Annotated in this window: 16 protein-coding genes; 10 read left to right on the top strand and 6 right to left on the bottom strand. The window is 65.8% G+C overall.

The genetic code is table 11. The annotated features are described in order from the left end of the window. The first annotated feature begins 3 nt into the window (after positions 1-3). The gene (locus J2X67_RS14905) at positions 4-1,251 is read left to right on the top strand and encodes an acyl-CoA dehydrogenase family protein (protein ID WP_309954056.1); all 1,248 of its coding nucleotides are present in this window, start codon (positions 4-6) and stop codon (positions 1,249-1,251) included. A gap of 48 nt (positions 1,252-1,299) precedes the next feature. Further along, complete coding sequence (locus J2X67_RS14900) at positions 1,300-2,307, top strand: Bug family tripartite tricarboxylate transporter substrate binding protein (RefSeq protein ID WP_409050500.1); 1,008 nt, start codon at positions 1,300-1,302, stop codon at positions 2,305-2,307. 24 nt (positions 2,308-2,331) lie between these two features. Here the strand turns inward: J2X67_RS14900 and J2X67_RS14895 are convergent, their stop codons facing one another. Beyond that, entirely contained in the window at positions 2,332-3,231 is a 900-nt protein-coding gene (locus J2X67_RS14895; RefSeq protein WP_409050503.1) for a LysR substrate-binding domain-containing protein, read from the bottom strand. Between the two features lie 102 nt (positions 3,232-3,333). Here J2X67_RS14895 and J2X67_RS14890 point away from each other — a divergent pair, with 102 nt between their 5' ends. From J2X67_RS14890 to J2X67_RS14880, 3 genes are all read left to right on the top strand, one after another. After that, a complete protein-coding gene (locus tag J2X67_RS14890) occupies positions 3,334-4,500 on the top strand; it encodes a mandelate racemase/muconate lactonizing enzyme family protein (protein WP_309954054.1) in 1,167 nt (388 codons plus the stop codon). Positions 4,501-4,528: 28 nt separating this feature from the next. Beyond that, positions 4,529-5,506 carry a tripartite tricarboxylate transporter substrate binding protein BugD gene (locus tag J2X67_RS14885; RefSeq protein WP_309954053.1) on the top strand — a complete coding sequence of 326 codons (978 nt, stop codon included), beginning with the start codon at positions 4,529-4,531 and terminating at the stop codon, positions 5,504-5,506. A gap of 67 nt (positions 5,507-5,573) precedes the next feature. Then, a complete protein-coding gene (locus J2X67_RS14880; RefSeq protein WP_309954052.1) occupies positions 5,574-6,659 on the top strand; it encodes an alpha/beta fold hydrolase in 1,086 nt (361 codons plus the stop codon). A gap of 44 nt (positions 6,660-6,703) precedes the next feature. Here the strand turns inward: J2X67_RS14880 and glmS are convergent, their stop codons facing one another. Then, on the bottom strand, positions 6,704-8,584 hold the full coding sequence (glmS, locus tag J2X67_RS14875; RefSeq protein WP_309954051.1) for a glutamine--fructose-6-phosphate transaminase (isomerizing): 1,881 nt from the start codon (positions 8,582-8,584) through the stop codon (positions 6,704-6,706). A gap of 139 nt (positions 8,585-8,723) precedes the next feature. Between glmS and J2X67_RS14870 the strand changes: the two genes are divergently transcribed. Next, positions 8,724-9,206, top strand: coding sequence for an Lrp/AsnC family transcriptional regulator (locus J2X67_RS14870; RefSeq protein WP_309954050.1), 483 nt, complete (start codon positions 8,724-8,726; stop codon positions 9,204-9,206). 12 nt (positions 9,207-9,218) lie between these two features. Here the strand turns inward: J2X67_RS14870 and glmU are convergent, their stop codons facing one another. Next, complete coding sequence (gene glmU, locus J2X67_RS14865) at positions 9,219-10,649, bottom strand: bifunctional UDP-N-acetylglucosamine diphosphorylase/glucosamine-1-phosphate N-acetyltransferase GlmU (protein WP_309954049.1); 1,431 nt, start codon at positions 10,647-10,649, stop codon at positions 9,219-9,221. Between glmU and J2X67_RS14860 the strand changes: the two genes are divergently transcribed. Then, complete coding sequence (locus tag J2X67_RS14860; protein WP_309954048.1) at positions 10,648-11,535, top strand: DUF6279 family lipoprotein; 888 nt, start codon at positions 10,648-10,650, stop codon at positions 11,533-11,535. The two genes, glmU and J2X67_RS14860, sit on opposite strands and share 2 nt — an antisense overlap. Positions 11,536-11,563: 28 nt before the next feature. Here J2X67_RS14860 and J2X67_RS14855 read toward each other — a convergent pair whose 3' ends face one another. After that, positions 11,564-12,265, bottom strand: coding sequence for a Crp/Fnr family transcriptional regulator (locus tag J2X67_RS14855; protein WP_409050499.1), 702 nt, complete (start codon positions 12,263-12,265; stop codon positions 11,564-11,566). A 159-nt stretch (positions 12,266-12,424) separates the two neighbouring features. Here J2X67_RS14855 and J2X67_RS14850 point away from each other — a divergent pair, with 159 nt between their 5' ends. Continuing rightward, on the top strand, positions 12,425-12,829 hold the full coding sequence (locus tag J2X67_RS14850) for a BLUF domain-containing protein (protein WP_309954046.1): 405 nt from the start codon (positions 12,425-12,427) through the stop codon (positions 12,827-12,829). A 51-nt stretch (positions 12,830-12,880) separates the two neighbouring features. Here the strand turns inward: J2X67_RS14850 and J2X67_RS14845 are convergent, their stop codons facing one another. Continuing rightward, entirely contained in the window at positions 12,881-13,204 is a 324-nt protein-coding gene (locus J2X67_RS14845) for a DUF2917 domain-containing protein (protein ID WP_281147614.1), read from the bottom strand. 165 nt (positions 13,205-13,369) lie between these two features. Here J2X67_RS14845 and J2X67_RS14840 point away from each other — a divergent pair, with 165 nt between their 5' ends. Continuing rightward, on the top strand, positions 13,370-14,353 hold the full coding sequence (locus J2X67_RS14840) for a LysR substrate-binding domain-containing protein (RefSeq protein ID WP_157612102.1): 984 nt from the start codon (positions 13,370-13,372) through the stop codon (positions 14,351-14,353). A gap of 28 nt (positions 14,354-14,381) precedes the next feature. Here the strand turns inward: J2X67_RS14840 and J2X67_RS14835 are convergent, their stop codons facing one another. Then, positions 14,382-14,999, bottom strand: coding sequence for a 5-formyltetrahydrofolate cyclo-ligase (locus J2X67_RS14835; RefSeq protein WP_258504104.1), 618 nt, complete (start codon positions 14,997-14,999; stop codon positions 14,382-14,384). A 36-nt stretch (positions 15,000-15,035) separates the two neighbouring features. Here J2X67_RS14835 and J2X67_RS14830 point away from each other — a divergent pair, with 36 nt between their 5' ends. Next, complete coding sequence (locus tag J2X67_RS14830) at positions 15,036-17,039, top strand: transglycosylase SLT domain-containing protein (protein WP_309954045.1); 2,004 nt, start codon at positions 15,036-15,038, stop codon at positions 17,037-17,039. The last annotated feature ends 1 nt before the right edge of the window (position 17,040 follow it).

Genomic DNA, 17,040 nt, shown 5'->3' with positions numbered 1-17,040 from the left:
ACCATGACAACGCAAGCCATTGAATCCGGGCCCACGAGTACAGCCACCGCCGCTGCCGGCGTTCGCTCTCCGCTGTTCGACGGGCCTTTCGAAGGTTCGGAGCGGGCGGCCGAACTGATTGCCCGCATCGGCGACTTCATCAACGGCGAGTTGGCCGCGCTGGTGCGCGAGCAAGGCATCGACCATGAACACGGCGCCGACAAGGCCACGCTGCAGCGCGTGTGGCGCCGCTCGCATGAACTGGGCTTCTACGGCATGACGCTGCCCACGAAGATGGGCGGCCTCGGGCTCTCGCTGCTCGACCACGTGCTGATCAAGGAATCGATCTACGCGAGCGGCTCACCGCTGGCACCGCATGTGTTCGGCGAACTCAGCGGCCCGCCGCGCGTGGGTGCGCTGGCGCGCTACGCCACGCCGATGCAGCTCGCGAATTTCATCGTGCCGGTGGCACAGGCCGAAAAGGCCATCTGCTTCGCGCTCACCGAGGCCGAGGCCGGCTCGGACCCCGGCGCGCTGCAGACGCAGGCACGCCTGGAGGGCGACACCTACGTCATCAACGGGCGCAAGCGCTTCATCTCGGGCTCGCCCTTCGCGGACTACGCGGTGCTGATGGCGTCCACGTCGGACAGCCCCGAACGCCGCGAGATCTCGGCCTTCTTCGTCGACCTGCGGCAGGACGGCGTGGAGGTGAAGGCCGGCTACAAGACCATGGCCGGGCAGTCGACCACTGGCGACATCCTGCTGACCGATTGCCGCGTGCCCGCCGCCAACCTCATCGGCGAGCCGGGCCGCGGGCTGGCGCTGGCGCTGGGCCGCATCACCGTGAACCGGCTGCTGCATTGCCCCGGCATGGTGGGCCTGGCCACGGTGGCCCTGAAGGATGCCCGCGACTACGCGCGCACGCGCCGCCAGTTCGGCCGGCCAATCGCGCAGTTCCAGGCCATCCAGCATTCGCTGGCGGACATGGCCACGCAACTGGCGGCGGCGCGCGCGCTGATGATCTCGACCGCGCGCCAGCTCGACGCAGGCGGCGATGCGCGGGCCGATGCGTCGATGGCGAAGCTCTTCTGCTCGGAAGCGGCCTTTCGCATTGCCGATGCGGCGGTGCAGATCCATGGCGGCGAAGGCATCGTGCAGGGCCGGCGTGTGGAGTTCCTGTTTCGCATGCTGCGCATGTACCGCGTGCTCACGGGCACCAGCGAGATACAGAAGAACATCATCGCGCGCGAGCTGCTCGGCGAGGCGCCGTAGGCCGGCCCGCACCAATCGCAAAACAGAATGATCCGGAGACAAGCGAAATTGAACAACGAACCTGTCGATTGCATCGACCAATCACGCCGCGCGCTCTGCCGCGCACTGGCTGCATCGCCCCTGCTGCCGCTCGCAGGCATCGCGAAGGCCGCCGCCGACCCATGGCCCAGCCGCCCCATCAAGTGGGTGGTGCCCTACCTGGCCGGCACCGGCCCCGACACCGGCGCGCGCATCCTCGCCGAGGCGGCCAGCCGCTTGCTTGGCCAGCCGGTCATCATCGAAAACAAGGGCGGCGCGGCCGGCAACATCGGGGCGCGCCAGGTGGCCCGTGCTGCGCCCGACGGGTACACGTGGATCTACTCCGCCGCGCCCATGGCGGCCAACGTGCTGATGTACCGCAGCCCCGGCTACGACGTGATGAAGAACTTCCGCCACGTCATGCGGCTCACCACGTCGGACGTGTTGCTGGTGGTCAATCCGGCGTCGGGCATCGAGACGCTGCAAGACCTCGTCGCCAAAGCGCGTGCAGCCCCCGGCAAGCTGGACTACGCCTCCGGCGGCGTGGGCACGCCATCGCATCTTGGCGTGGAGCTGTTCCTGAATGCCGCCGGCGTCAGCGCCACGCATGTGCCGTACAAGGGCGCGTCGGAGCTGGTCAACGCCGTGCTGGGCGGGCAGGTGAGCTTCGGCATGCCGATCTTCGCGGTGGCCTTTCCGCAGGTGAAGGCCGGCAAGCTCAAGGCACTGGGCGTTGCAGGTACGCGGCGCAATGCCAGCCTGCCCGACGTGCCTACGCTGGCCGAGCAAGGCCTGCAGGGTGTCGAGCTAACGTCGTGGGGCGGGCTCTCGCTGCCCGCGGGCACGCCCGACCCTATAGCGGCGCGTGTTTACGAGGTCTTCAGTCAAATGCTCAAAGACCCCCAGGTGATCGCATCGTTGACCGAACTGGGTAGCCAGGTTGCGCCTTCGACACCCGAGGGTTATCTGCAGGTAATCCGGCATGAAGTCGAGCTGACGGCGCAGATGATGAAGAGTGCAAGGATCTCGCCGCTCTAGAAGAAGGCCGCGCCGGCCGCCCGCTCACCCCCTGATCGCAGCGCTCCAGAATTCATTGGCCGCCTTTCCCAGGAGATCGCTGTCCCGGTAGAGCCTGATCTCCAGCGGAACGGCCCACTCGGCGCTCGCTGCGGCGACAAGGCGCCCTTGGCTGATGTCTTCTTCGACGAGGGTTTGCGGCAGCCATGCGATTCCCCTGCCGTCGAGTGCCATCGTCCGGAGGACCGAAGCGAGATGGGCCGTGAAAACGACCTGGACAGCCAGCGACTCCAACCGTCGGCTGACCAGCGCACGCATGATGCGGCCCAGCCCCGATTCTTCGCTGTACGAGAGCACCGGCACGGCCGCAGCGCCCTTGCGTGAAAGCTGGTGCAGCGGCTTGCCGGAGTCATCGGGCGCGGACACGGCCACCAGCATGTCTTCGCCGATCCGGGCCGACCGGTAGGGGGCCGCATCGAGCGCGCCATGCGCGTCGGAATGCGCGTGGCTCAGTACGAACTGCACCTTGCTCTGCAGCATCAGCGATTCGCAACGCTGGAGGACGTCGGACATGAGTTGCACAGGCCCGAGCGTGATGCTCGACTCGAGGCTGCGAATCCACCGCGGCAGAAAGGTCATGGAAAGCGCATGCGTGCATGCAATGCGCAAGGTGACCGAACTGGCCTCCGCAATCTTCCTGGCGTCGCCCGGCACGCGTGCCACCCTTGCGGTCAACTCCTGCGCCACGCCGGCAAACCACTCGCCAACTTCAGTGAGCGTGGCGGGCTGCGTGCTGCGGTCGAACAGGTCGGCGCCGATCCACTCCTCCAGCGCGCGAATGCGGCGGCTGAATGCGGGTTGGGAGCTATGGCGCTCGTCTGCCGCGCGCGAGAAGTTCCCCGTTGCTGCCAACGCCAGAAAGTCGTCAAGCCAGATCAGGTTCATGTCCGGTTCGTCCAGCGCATAGAAGTTGAGAAATTGAACATTGGCCCGAAAAGGCGGCAAGGCCGACCATCCGGTCTCCACTTACCCGTCCTGGAGACCCCCGTGAAGATCGTCGAAATCCGCGAGAAGACCATCCCCATCAGCTCGCCCATTCGCAACGCCTACATCGACTTTAGCAAGATGACGTTGAGCCTTGTCGCAGTGATCACCGACGTGATCCGGGACGGCAAGCCGGTGGTCGGCTACGGCTTCAACTCGAACGGCCGCTACGGCCAGGGCAAGCTGATGCGCGAGCGGTTCATTCCCCGCATCATGGAGGCGAATCCGGCGTCCCTCGTCGACGACAGCGGCGACAACCTCGATCCGCACAAGATCTGGAACACGATGTTTACCAACGAGAAGCCGGGCGGCCATGGAGAGCGCTCGGTGGCCATCGGCACCATCGACATGGCGGTGTGGGACGCAGTGGCCAAGATCGAAGGCAAGCCGCTGTTCCAGTTGCTGGCGGACCGCTACGGCAACGGCAAGCCCAACCGCAAGATATTCGTCTACGCGGCGGGCGGCTACTACTACCCGGGGCAGGACCACGGCAAGCTGAAGGACGAGATGCGCAGCTACATCGACCGCGGCTATACGGTCGTGAAAAAGAAAATCGGCGGAGCCTCTCTCGATGAAGACCTTCGCCGCATCGACTCGATCATGGAAGTGCTCCAGGACGGCCAGAAACTCTGCGTCGATGCCAATGGCCGCTTCGACCTGGAAACCGCCATTGCCTATGCCAAGGCGCTGTCGCAGTACGACCTGTTCTGGTATGAGGAGCCGGGCGATCCGCTGGACTTCGAATTGCAAGCGGCCCTTCGCAACTTCTACAAGAACCCGATGGCCACGGGTGAAGACCTTTTCTCGATGCAGGACGCGCGCAACCTGATTCGCTACGGCGGCATGCGCCCGGACCGCGACTGGCTGCAGTTCGACTGCGCGCTGAGCTACGGCCTGGTGGAGTACCTGCGCACACTGGATATGTTGAAGGAACACGGCTGGTCGGCCAGCCGCTGCATTCCGCATGGCGGGCACCAGATGTCGTTGAACATCGCGGCCGGCCTGGGCCTTGGCGGCAATGAGTCTTACCCCGACCTGTTCCAGCCGTTCGGCGGGTTCCCGGATGGCGTGAAGGTCGAGAACAGCTTTGTGACCCTGCCCGATTTGCCGGGGATCGGCTTCGAGGGCAAGGCCGACCTGTACCGCGAGATGCAGGCGCTCTCAGCCTGAAGCAGATGCCCACCAAGGAGACAACACAATGAAAAACATCTGGCGCTACGCCGCCGGCATCGGCCTGATCGCATCTGCCACGCTGGCCTGTGCAGATTTTCCCGACAAGCCGGTTACGCTGGTTGTTCCGTTCGCGGCCGGCGGCCCGACCGACAAGATAGCCCGCGACCTGGCAGAGGCACTTCGCAAGCCGCTCGGGCAGACCGTGGTCGTCGACAACGCCGTGGGTGCGGGCGGCACCATCGGTTCGGCGAAAGTGGCGCGCGCCGCGCCGGACGGCTACACGCTGCTGGTGCATCACATCGGCATGGCGACCGCGCCTGCGTTGTATCGCAAGCTCTCCTACAAGGTGCCTGACGACTTCGAAATGCTGGGCCTGATCAACGAGGCCCCTTCGGTGGTGATCAGCAAGCCGGGCCTGGAGGCCAGCAACTTCGCAGACCTGCGCAAGTGGATTGCTGCCAACGGCGGAAAGGTCAACCTGGCCCATGCAGGGCTGGGCTCCGCGTCTCACCTGTGCGGCCTGATGTTCCAGAGCGCGTTGAAGACCAGCATGACTGCCGTGCCGTACAAGGGAACCGCACCAGCCATGACTGACCTCATCGGCGGGCAGGTCGATCTCATGTGCGAGCAGGCCACCAACGCGGTTCCGCAAATCGAGGGCAAGAAGGTCAAGGTCTATGGCATAACAAGCCTCAAGCGCCTGCCGCTGCCGTCGCTCAAGGACACCCCCACGCTGTCGGAGTCCGGGCTCAAGGACTTCGACGTGCAGGTCTGGCACGGCCTGTATGCGCCAAAGGGAACGCCACCTGCGGTGCTCGACAAGCTGAATGCGGCGCTTCGCAGCGCCTTGAAGGACCCGGAACTCATCAAGCGCGAAGAGGCGCTGGGCCTTACCGTGGTGAACGACGACCGCCTGACCCCGGCCGGCCACAGGAAGTTCGTCGAATCAGAGAAGCTCCGCTGGTCGAAGGTCATCAAGGACGCTGGCGAATACGCCGACTGAGCGCCCAAGGGGGCGCCGCGAATGTGGCTTTCGCGATAAATTGCGCCCAAACCACAGGAGACAGACCATGCCCACGCGTCCGCACTTCAACCCCTTCGGCTTACGGGCTGCCTTGTACGCGTGCCTGGCGATGCTCGCCTTGAGCAGCCAGGCCGCAGACTACCCGGCACCCCAGGAGGGCAGCTGGACGGCCAGGGACTTTCGCTTTCATACCGGCCAGGTCATGCCGGAACTGCGCCTGAACTACGTCACCGTTGGCGCACCCAGCGGCGAGCCGGTGCTGATCCTGCACGGAACCGCCGGCTCGGCCGCAAGCATGCTCACACCCGCATTTGCCGGCGAGCTGTTCGGCGTGGGCCAGCCACTGGATGCCACCCGCTACTACATCATCATTCCCGACGGGTTGGGAACGGGCAAGTCGGCCCGGCCATCCGATGGCCTGCGCGCCAACTTTCCGCGCTACAACTACGACGACATGGTGCAGGCGCAATACCGGCTCGTTACGGAGCACCTTGGCGTCAAGCACCTGCGGGCGATCATCGGCAATTCGATGGGGGGCATGCACGCATGGATGTGGGGGGTGAAGTACCCGAACGCCATGGACGCGCTGGTGCCGATGGCGTGCCAGCCCACCGAGATGTCCAGCCGCAACTGGATGATGCGGCGCCTGCTCACGGAGTCCATCCGCCGGGATCCGGAATGGAAGAACGGCAACTACACCGCACAGCCTCGCAGCGCGCAGTTTGCCTCCGTGTTCTTCGGCACCGCCACCAGCGGCGGCAATCTGGCGATGTACAAGGCCGCGCCGACGCGCGCGCAGGCCGACAAGCTGCTGGAGAGTCGCCTGAATGGGCCGTTCACCGCGGACGCCAACGACATCCTCTACCAGTGGGAAGCGTCCGCCGACTACAACCCCTCCCCCGGGCTGGAGCGCATACAGGCCGCCGTGCTTGCCATCAATGCCGCGGACGACGAGCGCAACCCGCCCGAGACCGGCATCATGGAACGCGAAATGAAGCGCGTGAAAAACGGCAGCTACTACCTGATTCCGGCCAGCGACCGGACCGCCGGACACGGAACCACGGGGCAGGCAGCGTTGTGGAAGGCGCAGCTTTCGGAGCTGCTGCAAAAGGCACCACGGCCTGGGCTGTAGTCGATGCTGCTGCCGACCGCGCTACTACCCCCACCAGCACCCGATCACTCCACAGTCACGCTCTTTGCAAGATTGCGCGGCTTGTCCACATCGGTCCCTCGCGCGCAGGCCGTGTGATACGCCAGCAGCTGCAGCGGCACCACGTGCAGCAACGGCGACAGCGCGCCGTAGTGCTCTGGCATGCGAATGACGTGCAGGCCTTCGCTGCCCTTGATCCTGGTGTCGCCGTCGGCCAGCACATAGAGCACACCGCCGCGCGCGCGCACTTCCTGCAGGTTGCTCTTGAGCTTTTCGAGCAGGGCGTCGTTGGGCGCTACGGCCACCACGGGCATTTCGCTGGTCACCAGCGCGAGCGGGCCGTGCTTGAGCTCGCCGGCGGCATAGGCCTCGGCGTGGATGTAGGTCACTTCCTTGAGCTTGAGCGCGCCTTCGAGCGCAATCGGGTAGTGCAGCCCGCGGCCGAGAAAGAGCGCGTTGTCCTTGCGCGCAAAGTCTTCGGCCCAGCCGATGATCTGCGGCTCCAGCGCTAGCACCGATTGGAGTGCAACGGGCAGGTGGCGCATTTCCTTCAGGTAGCGAGCCTCGTCGGCTTCGCTCAGGCGGCCCTTGCTTTGCGCAATGGCGAGCGTCAGCAGAAAAAGACCGGCCAGCTGCGTGGTGAAGGCCTTGGTCGAGGCCACGCCAATTTCGACGCCGGCGCGGGTGATGTAGGCAAGCTTGCATTCGCGCACCATGGCGCTGGTAGCCACGTTGCAGATGGTGAGCGTCTGCTCCATGCCAAGCGATCGCGCATGCTTGAGCGCGGCCAGGGTGTCGGCGGTTTCGCCAGACTGGCTGATGGTGACGACGAGCGTCTTGGGGTCGGGCACTGAATCGCGGTAGCGGTATTCGCTCGCAATCTCGACCTGCGTCGAGATCTTTGCGATGCCTTCGAGCCAGTACTTGGCGGTGCAGCCGCTGTAGTAGCTTGTGCCGCACGCAAGAATGAGGATCTTGTCGATGTCCTTGAACACGCGGTGCGCGCTGGCGCCGGTGGCGCCGTCCTGGCCGATGCCGTCGAACAGCTCGGGCACGATGCCGGCCACGCCTTCAAGGGTGTCGCCAATGGCGCGCGGCTGCTCGAAGATTTCCTTCTGCATGTAGTGGCGGTAGGGGCCGAGTTCGGCCGCGCCGCTGTGGGCCTGCACGGTGCGCACCTGCCGCTCGACGGGCTTGTGGCCGCGGTCGACGATCCAGTATTTGCCGGGCTGCAGATCGACCACGTCGCCTTCTTCGAGGTAGACGATCTGGTCGGTGACACCGGCCAGGGCCATGGCGTCGCTTGCAAGAAAGTTCTCGCCGCCTTCCTTGCCCACGCCAAGGATGAGCGGCGAACCCGCACGCGCACCAACCACGCGCTGCGGTTCGTCGCGGCAGATCACGGCAATGGCATAGGCGCCGTGCAGCTGCAGCACCGCCGCCTTCACGGCTTCGAACAGGTCGCCGTCGTACAGGCTGTCGACAAGGTGGGCGATCACCTCGGTGTCGGTCTGGCTCTCGAACAGGTAGCCCTTGGCTTCGAGCGCGGCGCGCAGGGCTTCGTGGTTTTCGATGATGCCGTTGTGCACCAGCGCGATACGGCCCGGGCGCGCGCCCTGTGCGTCGGCACCAGGACCATGGCTGAAGTGCGGGTGCGCGTTGTGCACCGCCGGTGCGCCGTGCGTGGCCCAGCGGGTGTGGGCAATGCCGGTGAGGCCTTCGACACGGTCTTCGCGCACCTGGGTGACGAGGTCTGCCACTCGCGATGTGGTGCGGGCACGCGTGAGGCCGCCCGCATGAACCGCCACGCCGCAGGAGTCATAGCCGCGGTATTCGAGCCTTTGAAGCCCCTGGACGAGGACCGGAACGATATTGCGATGAGACGCTGCGCCGACGATGCCGCACATGGTGAGCTGCCTTTGAATGAAGAGGAGACCTGATGTTAGAGATCAGATCGAAAAATATGCGTTCAAAATGACGCTCTATTTTGAGAATTAATTTCACCGCACCGGTGACTTGGATTTTTCTTCCATAATTCACCAATATATGGAATCAATCTCGCTGGATGCAATAGACCTCCGCTTGCTCGATGCGCTCCAGCGCGACGCCTCGCAGACAAACCAGCGGCTGGCCGAAGACGCAGGCATTTCGCCGCCTACCTGCCTGCGGCGGGTTCAACGCCTGCGGCAAGAGGGGCTCATCGAGCGGCAAGTCGCGCTGCTCTCGCCAGACCGCCTGGCAACCGCGCTCGGCCACGGCCTGCAGGCGGTGGTCGAAATTTCGCTGGACAGGCAAGACGCGGCGGCGCTCGATGCCTTCGAGGCGCGCGTGATTGCAGACGACGCCGTGCAGCAATGCTGGCGCGTTTCGCCGGGCCCCGACTTTGTGCTGGTGGTGGCCACCCGCGACATGCCGGGCTACGGCGCCCTCGCCCAGCGGCTATTCAACGCCGACGCGAACGTGCGCAACGTCAAGGCTTTTTTCAGCCTGAAGCGCGCGAAGTTCGAGCCCCGGTTGCCGCTGGAATAAAGCCGCGCCTGTTCAGGCCTTGGGCTTCTTCTGCGGGCGCTTCCAGTTGGGAAAGCTCACCGGCTTGCTCCGCGCCACGGTAAGTGCGCCGGGCTCGGTCGACTTGTTCACGGTCGAGCCGCCCCCGATGGTGCCGCCCGCCCCAATGGTGATGGGCGCCACCAGCACGCAGTTGCTGCCCACATGAACGTCGTCCTCGATGACGGTGCGGTGCTTGTTGGCGCCGTCGTAGTTGGCGGTAATGCTGCCTGCGCCGTAGTTGACGCGCTGGCCCACGGTGGCGTCGCCAAGATAGGCCAGGTGATTGGCCTTGGCGCCCTCGGCCAGGGTCGAGTTCTTGACCTCGACGAAGTTGCCGATGTGCACTTCGGCACCCAGTTGCGCGCCGGGCCGCAGCCGGGCAAAGGGGCCGATGAGCGACCTTTCGCCAACCGTCACGCCCGCCTTTTCGCCTTCGATGTGGGTAAAGGGATGGATCACCGCGCCCGCCTCGATGCGCGCATTGGCAATGACGCAGTTGGCGCCGATGCGCGCGCCCTCGCCCAGGAACACCGAGCCTTCGAACACGCAGTTGACGTCGATCTCGACATCGGCCTCGCAAGACAGCGTGCCGCGCAGGTCGAACCGGGCCGGGTCGGCAAGCCGCACGCCTTGCGTCATGAGCGCTTCGGCCTGCCGCAGCTGCCACGCACGCTCCAGCGCCGCCAACTGCGTGGGGCTGTTGATGCCGGCCACCTGGAGCGCATCGGTCGTGACATGCGCAACCACCGGCACGCCATCGGCGGCGGCCAGCTTGACGATGTCGGTCAGGTAGTACTCGCCCTGCGCGTTTCGGTTGTCCAGCCGGGCCAGCCAGCCCTTGAGCAGGGCCGCGGGCACGGCCATCATGCCGCTGTAGATCTCCCGGATCTGGCGCTGCGCCTCGGTGGCGTCCTTTTCTTCGACGATGGCGGTGACCTCACCTTCCTGGCCTTCCGCGCGGACGATGCGGCCGTAGCCCGTCGGGTTGTCGAACTCGATGGTCAGCAGTGCAAGCCGCTGGCCGGCGCTTGCGGCAATCAGCGCGCGCAGTGTTTGCTCGGCAATGAGCGGCACGTCACCCGACAGCACAAGCACGGTGCCATCGTCGGGCAGCAGCGGAACCGCCTGCTGCACGGCATGGCCGGTGCCCAGCTGCGGCTCTTGCCGCGCAAACTGCAGGCCGGTGCCGGCCGTGCTGGCGGAAGTCATGGCGGCCTCGACCTCGGCCGCGCCGTGGCCGGTAACCACCACCACATGGCGGGCGCCAATGCGCGCCGCAGTGCCGGTCACATGGGCGAGCAGTGCACGCCCTGCCAAACGATGCAACACTTTGGGCAGCCTGCTTTTCATGCGCGTGCCTTTGCCGGCCGCCATGATGACCACGTCGACCGGGCCCTGGTTGTCTTGCGGAATCTGATTCATGCTTCTTTCTACCCGAATGCGTTGCGCCAAGTTGGCGCGAATTATCGGCGTGCTGCTCGTGGCCGCCGCGCTCGGCGCGTGCAGCACGATCAAGCTGGCCTACAACAACCTGCCCGAGCTGAGCTACTGGTGGCTCGACGCCTACGTCGACTTCGACGGTTCGCAAACGCCCAAGGTGCGCGACGGTCTGGCGCAACTGCTGAGTTGGCACCGGCAGAACGAACTGCCCCGGGTGCTTGGCCTGCTGCAAGAGGCGCAGGCCCTGGCGCCGCGCGACGTGACCGCGGCCGAGGCATGCCGCATGGCGGACCAGATCCGCGAACGCCTGCTGGCGGTGGCCGAGCACGCGGAACCCGCCGGCACCGAACTGGCGCTGAGCCTGTCCGAGGCGCAGTTGCAGCAGCTGGAGCGCAAGTACGCAAAGAACAACGCCGAATACCGCAAGGAGTGGCTCGACCGCAGCCCCGCGAAAGTGCAAGAGAAGCGCTACGAAAAGTTTCTCGAGCGCCTGGAAGATTTCTATGGCCGGCTGAGCCCGGAGCAGCGCGAGCTGATCCGGCGCCAGGTGGCGCAATCGGTGTTCGATCCGCGCATGGCCGCCGCCGAGCGCCGCCAGCGGCAGCAAGAGGCGCTGGTGCTGCTGCGCGGCTTCAACACGGCCAAGCCGCCGGCACCCGAGGCGCGCGCGGCCATCCACGCCTATGTGATGCGCGTTGCCGATCCGCCGCCTGGACCGTGGCGCGATCATCAACAGGCACTGCTGCAGGAAGGCTGCCGCAATCTGGCAGCACTGCACAACGCCACCAGCGCCAGCCAGCGCGAGCAGGCCGTGCGGCGGCTGCTGGCCTACCAGGACGATCTTCGGCAACTGTCGGCCGCGCCCTGAGCATGCAGCGCCGCGAGGCGCAGCACGGTCAGATAAGGGGCGTGGGCCGCATCGGGCGCTCGAAGTAGTCGCCCAGCGTTTCGAGCGCATGCGGCTCGAGAATGCGCAGCCAGCCCGCATCGAGCTTGTAGAGCCCCAGCCCCTGCAGCTTGCGCAGCGTCTTGTTGGTGTGCACCAGCGAGAGCCCGAGCGCATCGGCCAGGTGTTGCTGGTTGAACGGAAACTCGACCCAGCCGTCGCGCACCATGCCAACGCGCTCGGCACGGCGGTACAGGTGCATGAGCAGCATGGCCACGCGCTCGCTCGCATTGCGGCGGCCGGCGGTCACCAGGTTGTCGTCGACGATTTTTTCCTCGCGCGCGGCCAGCCACGTGATGTCGTAGCCGAGCTTGGGCTGGGCATGGAACAGCTCCCAGAGCCGCTCGCGCGAGAACGCGCAAAGGGTGGCGTCGGTCACGGCCTCCACGCCATGCGTCTGGCCGTCGGCAAACTCGTCCTGCAGGCCGATGAAATCGCCGGGCAGCAGAAAGCTCAATATCTGCCGCCGCCCGTCACTCAGCGTCTTGAAGCGAAACGCCCAACCCGAATAAAGAGTGAACAGCTGGGCGCTCGGCCGATGCTCTTCGACGATGGCGCCGCCGGCCGGCACGCGGCGAGAGCCCACCCGGAACGACTCGATGGTCTTGAGCTCTTCAGTAGACGCAGGCAAGAAGGCTTCGAGCTTGCGCAACGCACAGTCGTCGCAGGGATTGGCCCCCTGGGGCGGCGACGCGGGAGGTAAATGGTCCTCGAATTTCACGCGCCACTATAGGCTTTTTACCTGTGTCTTTTTACATTTCGGCGTGTGCCCGGGGTCCATACACTTCGCACGTTTTCCGCACCCGTTCGCATGACAGAAGTAAAGCCGCTTTTCGAGATTTTTTATTGCAGCGTGCTCACGCAAGACATGCCGCCCGCTACGGTCGGCGCCATAGTGACCCAGGCGCGTGCGCGCAATGCGCAACACGAGATCACCGGTCTTCTCGTTTTTGACGGCATGCGCTTCTGCCAGCACCTCGAAGGCCCGCCAGAGGCTGTGAAGGCGCTGATGCAGCGCATCGACCAGGACACGAGGCATACCGATGTGCGGGTGGTTTACCAGGGCGCCTTGACCGCCCGCCGCTACACGGGCTTTGGCCTGGGCCTGGCCGAAAGCGAGGGCCCCCACCTCATGGCCGGGGTGCATGCACTGGAGGGCGAGGCCGCGCTCCAGCATTTCCTGGCGCTGCGGCCCAGCTTCGACATCAACGGCTGAAAACGAAAAAGGCGGCCGAAGCCGCCTTTCCGTCCGTGGGAGCTGGCCGGCTCAGGCGGCCGGATCCCACGAGTAGGTGGCACCATAGCCATCCCACGCTTCCATGACGATGCGCTGGCCGGCAGCCACGTTCAGGGATTCGCCGGGTGCCAGCACCAGGTCCTCGCTGGGATTGGCCGCCGTGGCGTCGGGCGTGATCCACACCCGGCCCTGCTTTACCCGCAGCACGCTGGACGAACGCGCCTTCAGGCTCATCGCCTCGCCTGGGGCAATTTGCCAGGCACCACGGCGCACGGCCGGCGGAACGGCAGAAGCGGTGCGCGCGGCGGGCGACAGGGAAGCGAGCGATTGGTTGGTGCAGACGGCTGTGGACATGATGAAACTCCTTGGACTTTGCCGAAGTGCGATGACAGGACGGAGGCAATGGCGCAGTTCGGGAATGAATGATCGTTCGGGGCCTGTTGGCAGTCCAATGAAAACGAAGTAGCCTACTGATTCCGAATCCGCATCAATGGCCCGATGCCCTCCACGCCCCTGTCCATGCAGCACTCCCAAACCCATCTGCGCTCCCGCCCCATTTCTGCCGGGCACCTGCGCGCCTTCGAAGCCGTGGCGCGGCACCTGAACTTTCGGGCCGCCGCAGAAGAAATGGCGCTCACCCAGTCGGCGGTCAGCCGCCAGATCCAGTCGCTGGAAGAAGAAGTGGGCGTGGCGCTGTTCCTGCGCCATACGCGCGCTGTAGAGCTCACGAGCGCCGGGGCGCAGCTGTTGCTGGCGGTGCAGCAATCGCTTCCGCGCATCGATACGGCCGTGCGCCAGATCCGCCAGAGCGCGGGGCGCAAGAGCGTGTCGCTCACCACTTTTGCATCTTTTGCATCGATGTGGCTCATTCCGCGGCTGGAGGCTTTTCAGCGCGACAACCCCGAGATCGACATCCGCATCGACGCCAGCGACGTGGCGGTCGACCTGGAAGTGGCCGACGTGGACATTGCCCTGCGGTATGGCCCGCGCGAAGCCATGCCGGCCACGGCGGTGCGCCTTTTTGGCGAAACCCTTACGCCCGTGGCGAGCCCCTGGCTATTGAAGAGCAGCCCGCCCATCAAGACGCCGGCCGACATTGCGGGCTTTACGCTGATCGAGGCCGGCGATGCGCACCGCACGCACCTCGAATGGCTGACGTGGCGGCGCTGGTTCGAGGTGAACGGCCTGGAAAGGGCGCAGCCCAAGCGCTGGCTCTACTTCAACTATGCCTACCAGATGGTGCAAGCCGCCCTTACCGGACAGGGCGTAACGCTTGCGCGCAGTTCGCTCATTGCCGAAAGCCTGGCCAACGGCGACCTGGTCGAGGTGCTGCCGCAGCACCGCATGGATTCGCCGATGGGCTACTGGCTCATCGCGGGGCCGCGCAATGCGCTGCGGCCGGAAATCAGGGCCTTCTGGGATTGGCTGCAGGCCCAGGCCATCACCACGCGCGAGACCATCGGCGAGGTGCCCGACCCGGACACGGTCGACAACATCGACTAAGCCAGAGACGAGCGGCGCACCGCAAGGCTCAGGAGGTTGGCCAGACCACGCCGTTGTCGTTGAGGATCGCGTCCAGCGGCAGGTCGTGCGCCTCGGGCTCGTATTCGTCGAGAAAGCCGTTGGTAAAGCCCAGCCCCACCGTGAAGGGGCGCGGCTCCAGCGCGGCCAGCGTGCGGTCGTAAAAGCCGCCGCCGTAGCCCAGGCGGTAGCCGCCGGCGCTGTAGCCCACGCAGGGCACGAACAGCAGCGTGGGCACGATGAGCTCGGTGTCCTTGGGCTTGGGAATGCCGTAGGCGTCTTCTTCCATCTGGCAGCCGGGGTACCAGGCGTGAAAGGTCAGCGTCTTGTGCACCTTGTTCATCACCGGCAGCCCGATGCGGCGGCGCTGCGGCTCGTCGATGAGCTCGCCGTCTTCCTTCCAGCGGTGCAGTGCGGGCAGCGGATCGAACTCGCCCTTGATGGGCCAGTAGGCGCCAATCACGGTGTCGGGCCGGCCGACCAGCCAGATTCGCATGACCCGCTGCAGCAGGTCGGCCCTGGCAAGCCTGTCGGGCATGGCCAGGCGCTGCTCGATCAGCGCTTTTCGCAGCTGATCCTTGAGAAAACTCACGGTCGCCGAGGTGTCGGCATCCTTTGACTTGTCCATAATCCCCCGATGCAGTTCCCAAGCATTTTGGCATCCATGCGCCATCGCCCGCGCGGCGCAATACCCGCACTCGTTTTTTCCGCCGTCCTGGCAGCCGCCGCACTGCTTTCGCAGCAGCCCGCCGCCGCACAGAACAACGGCAATGACGACGTGCTCATCCAGATGAAGCAGGCTTTCCAGCGCGGAGACAAGGCCCGCCTTGCCGCCCTGCTGCCCCAGGCGCGCGGCCATGCGCTCGAACCCTGGGCCGCGTACTGGGAACTCAAGGCCCGCCTGCAAGAGGCCACGCCGAACGAGGTGCAAGACTTCTTCGCTCGCTACCCCGGCACCTACCAGGAAGACCGCCTGCGCAACGACTGGCTGCTGCTGCTGGGCCAGCGCCGCGACTGGGACGGCTTTTCCGCCGCCATCGCCGGCTTTCGCATGGGCGACGACGCGCAGGTGCGCTGCTATGCAGTGCTGGTAGAAGCCCTGCGCTCCGGCAACGCCACCCAGGCCCAGGCCGACGAAGTGCGCCGCAACTGGTTCAGCCAGAAAGAGGCGGACGACGGCTGCCTTACCGCCGCCGACCGCATGGTTGCCGCACGCCTGATCTCGACCAACGATGTCTGGAAGAAAGCCCGCTTGGCCATGGAGGCCAATCGCCCGCAAGCCGCACGCGGCGCCGTGACCATCGCTGCGCCCGATGCGCTGCCGCTCTTCGAAGAGCTCAACGCCAGCGCACCCAAGTTCCTGACCGGCCGAGCCTTCGTGGCGGCCAAGTCGCGCAAGGAGCTGGTGGTGCTTGCGCTCATCAAGATTGCAATGGCCGACCCGGAACAGGCCGCGACGCAGCTCGACAGCAAATGGGGGCCCATGCTTTCTGCCGAAGAGCGCAACTGGCTCTGGGGCACCATCGGCCGCCAATCGGCAAGCAAGCTGTCGCCCATGGCCGGCAGCTACTTCGGCAACGTCACCAAGAACAGCGACCTGTCCGACGACATGCTCGGCTGGCGCGTGCGCGCCGCGCTGCGCAACGGCCAGTGGAAAGAGGTGTTGCCCGCCATCAACGCCATGAGCGAAACCGCCCAGCTCGACCCGACCTGGGTCTACTGGAAAGCACGCGCACTCGGCGCCGCGGGCGGCGACGAGCGCCGCGCGCAGGCACGGGACCTTTACCAGAGCATTGCCGGTACGCGCGGCTTCTATGAAATGCTGGCGCTCGAAGAGCTCGGCCAGCGCACCGTCACGCCAACTCGCCCTGCCCCCCTCACGCCTGAAGAGAAAAACGCTGCGCGCAGCAACCCCGCACTCAGCCGCGCGCTCTACGCCATCGGCATCGGCCTGCGCCCCGAGGGCACGCGCGAATGGAACTACGCCACCAACCTGCACGACAAGGGCGGCATGGACGACCGCGCGCTGCTGGCCGCAGCCGACCTCGCCTGCCAGCGCGAGGTGTGGGACCGCTGCATCAACACCAGCGAGCGCACCAAGGGCGTGATCGACGCGGAGCAGCGCTTTCCCATGCCTTTTCACGACACGGTGCTGCGCAAGAGCCAGGACATCGGGCTCGACCCGGCCTACGTCTATGGGCTGATCCGCCAGGAGAGCCGCTTCATCATGGACGCGCGCTCGGGCGTGGGTGCCTCGGGCCTCATGCAGGTCATGCCCGCCACGGCCCGGTGGACCGCCCGCAAGATCGGCATGAACGACTTCACGCCGGGGCAGATCACCGACCGCGAAACCAACATCACCATCGGCACCAACTACCTGAAGCTGGCGCTCGACGACTTCGACGGCTCCATGGCCCTGGCCGCCGCGGCCTACAACGCCGGCCCCGGCCGGCCGCGCAACTGGCGCAACGGCCCGGTGATGGAAGCCGCAATCTGGGCCGAGAACGTGCCCTTCAACGAGACGCGCGACTACGTGAAGAAGGTGCTGGCCAACACCACCAACTACGCCGCGCTGATCACCGGTCGCCCTCAGTCGCTGAAAGAACGCCTCGGCCGTGTGGGCCCGCGCGACGCTTCCGAGCCCGAGCCCAACAAGGACCTTCCCTGAG

The sequence above is a fragment of the Variovorax sp. 3319 genome, assembly GCF_031456585.1.
In the GTDB taxonomy this organism is placed as follows: domain Bacteria; phylum Pseudomonadota; class Gammaproteobacteria; order Burkholderiales; family Burkholderiaceae_C; genus Variovorax; species Variovorax paradoxus_P.
The sequence above is the reverse complement of the archived record's forward strand: the minus strand, read 5'-3'. Positions and strand labels throughout refer to the sequence as shown.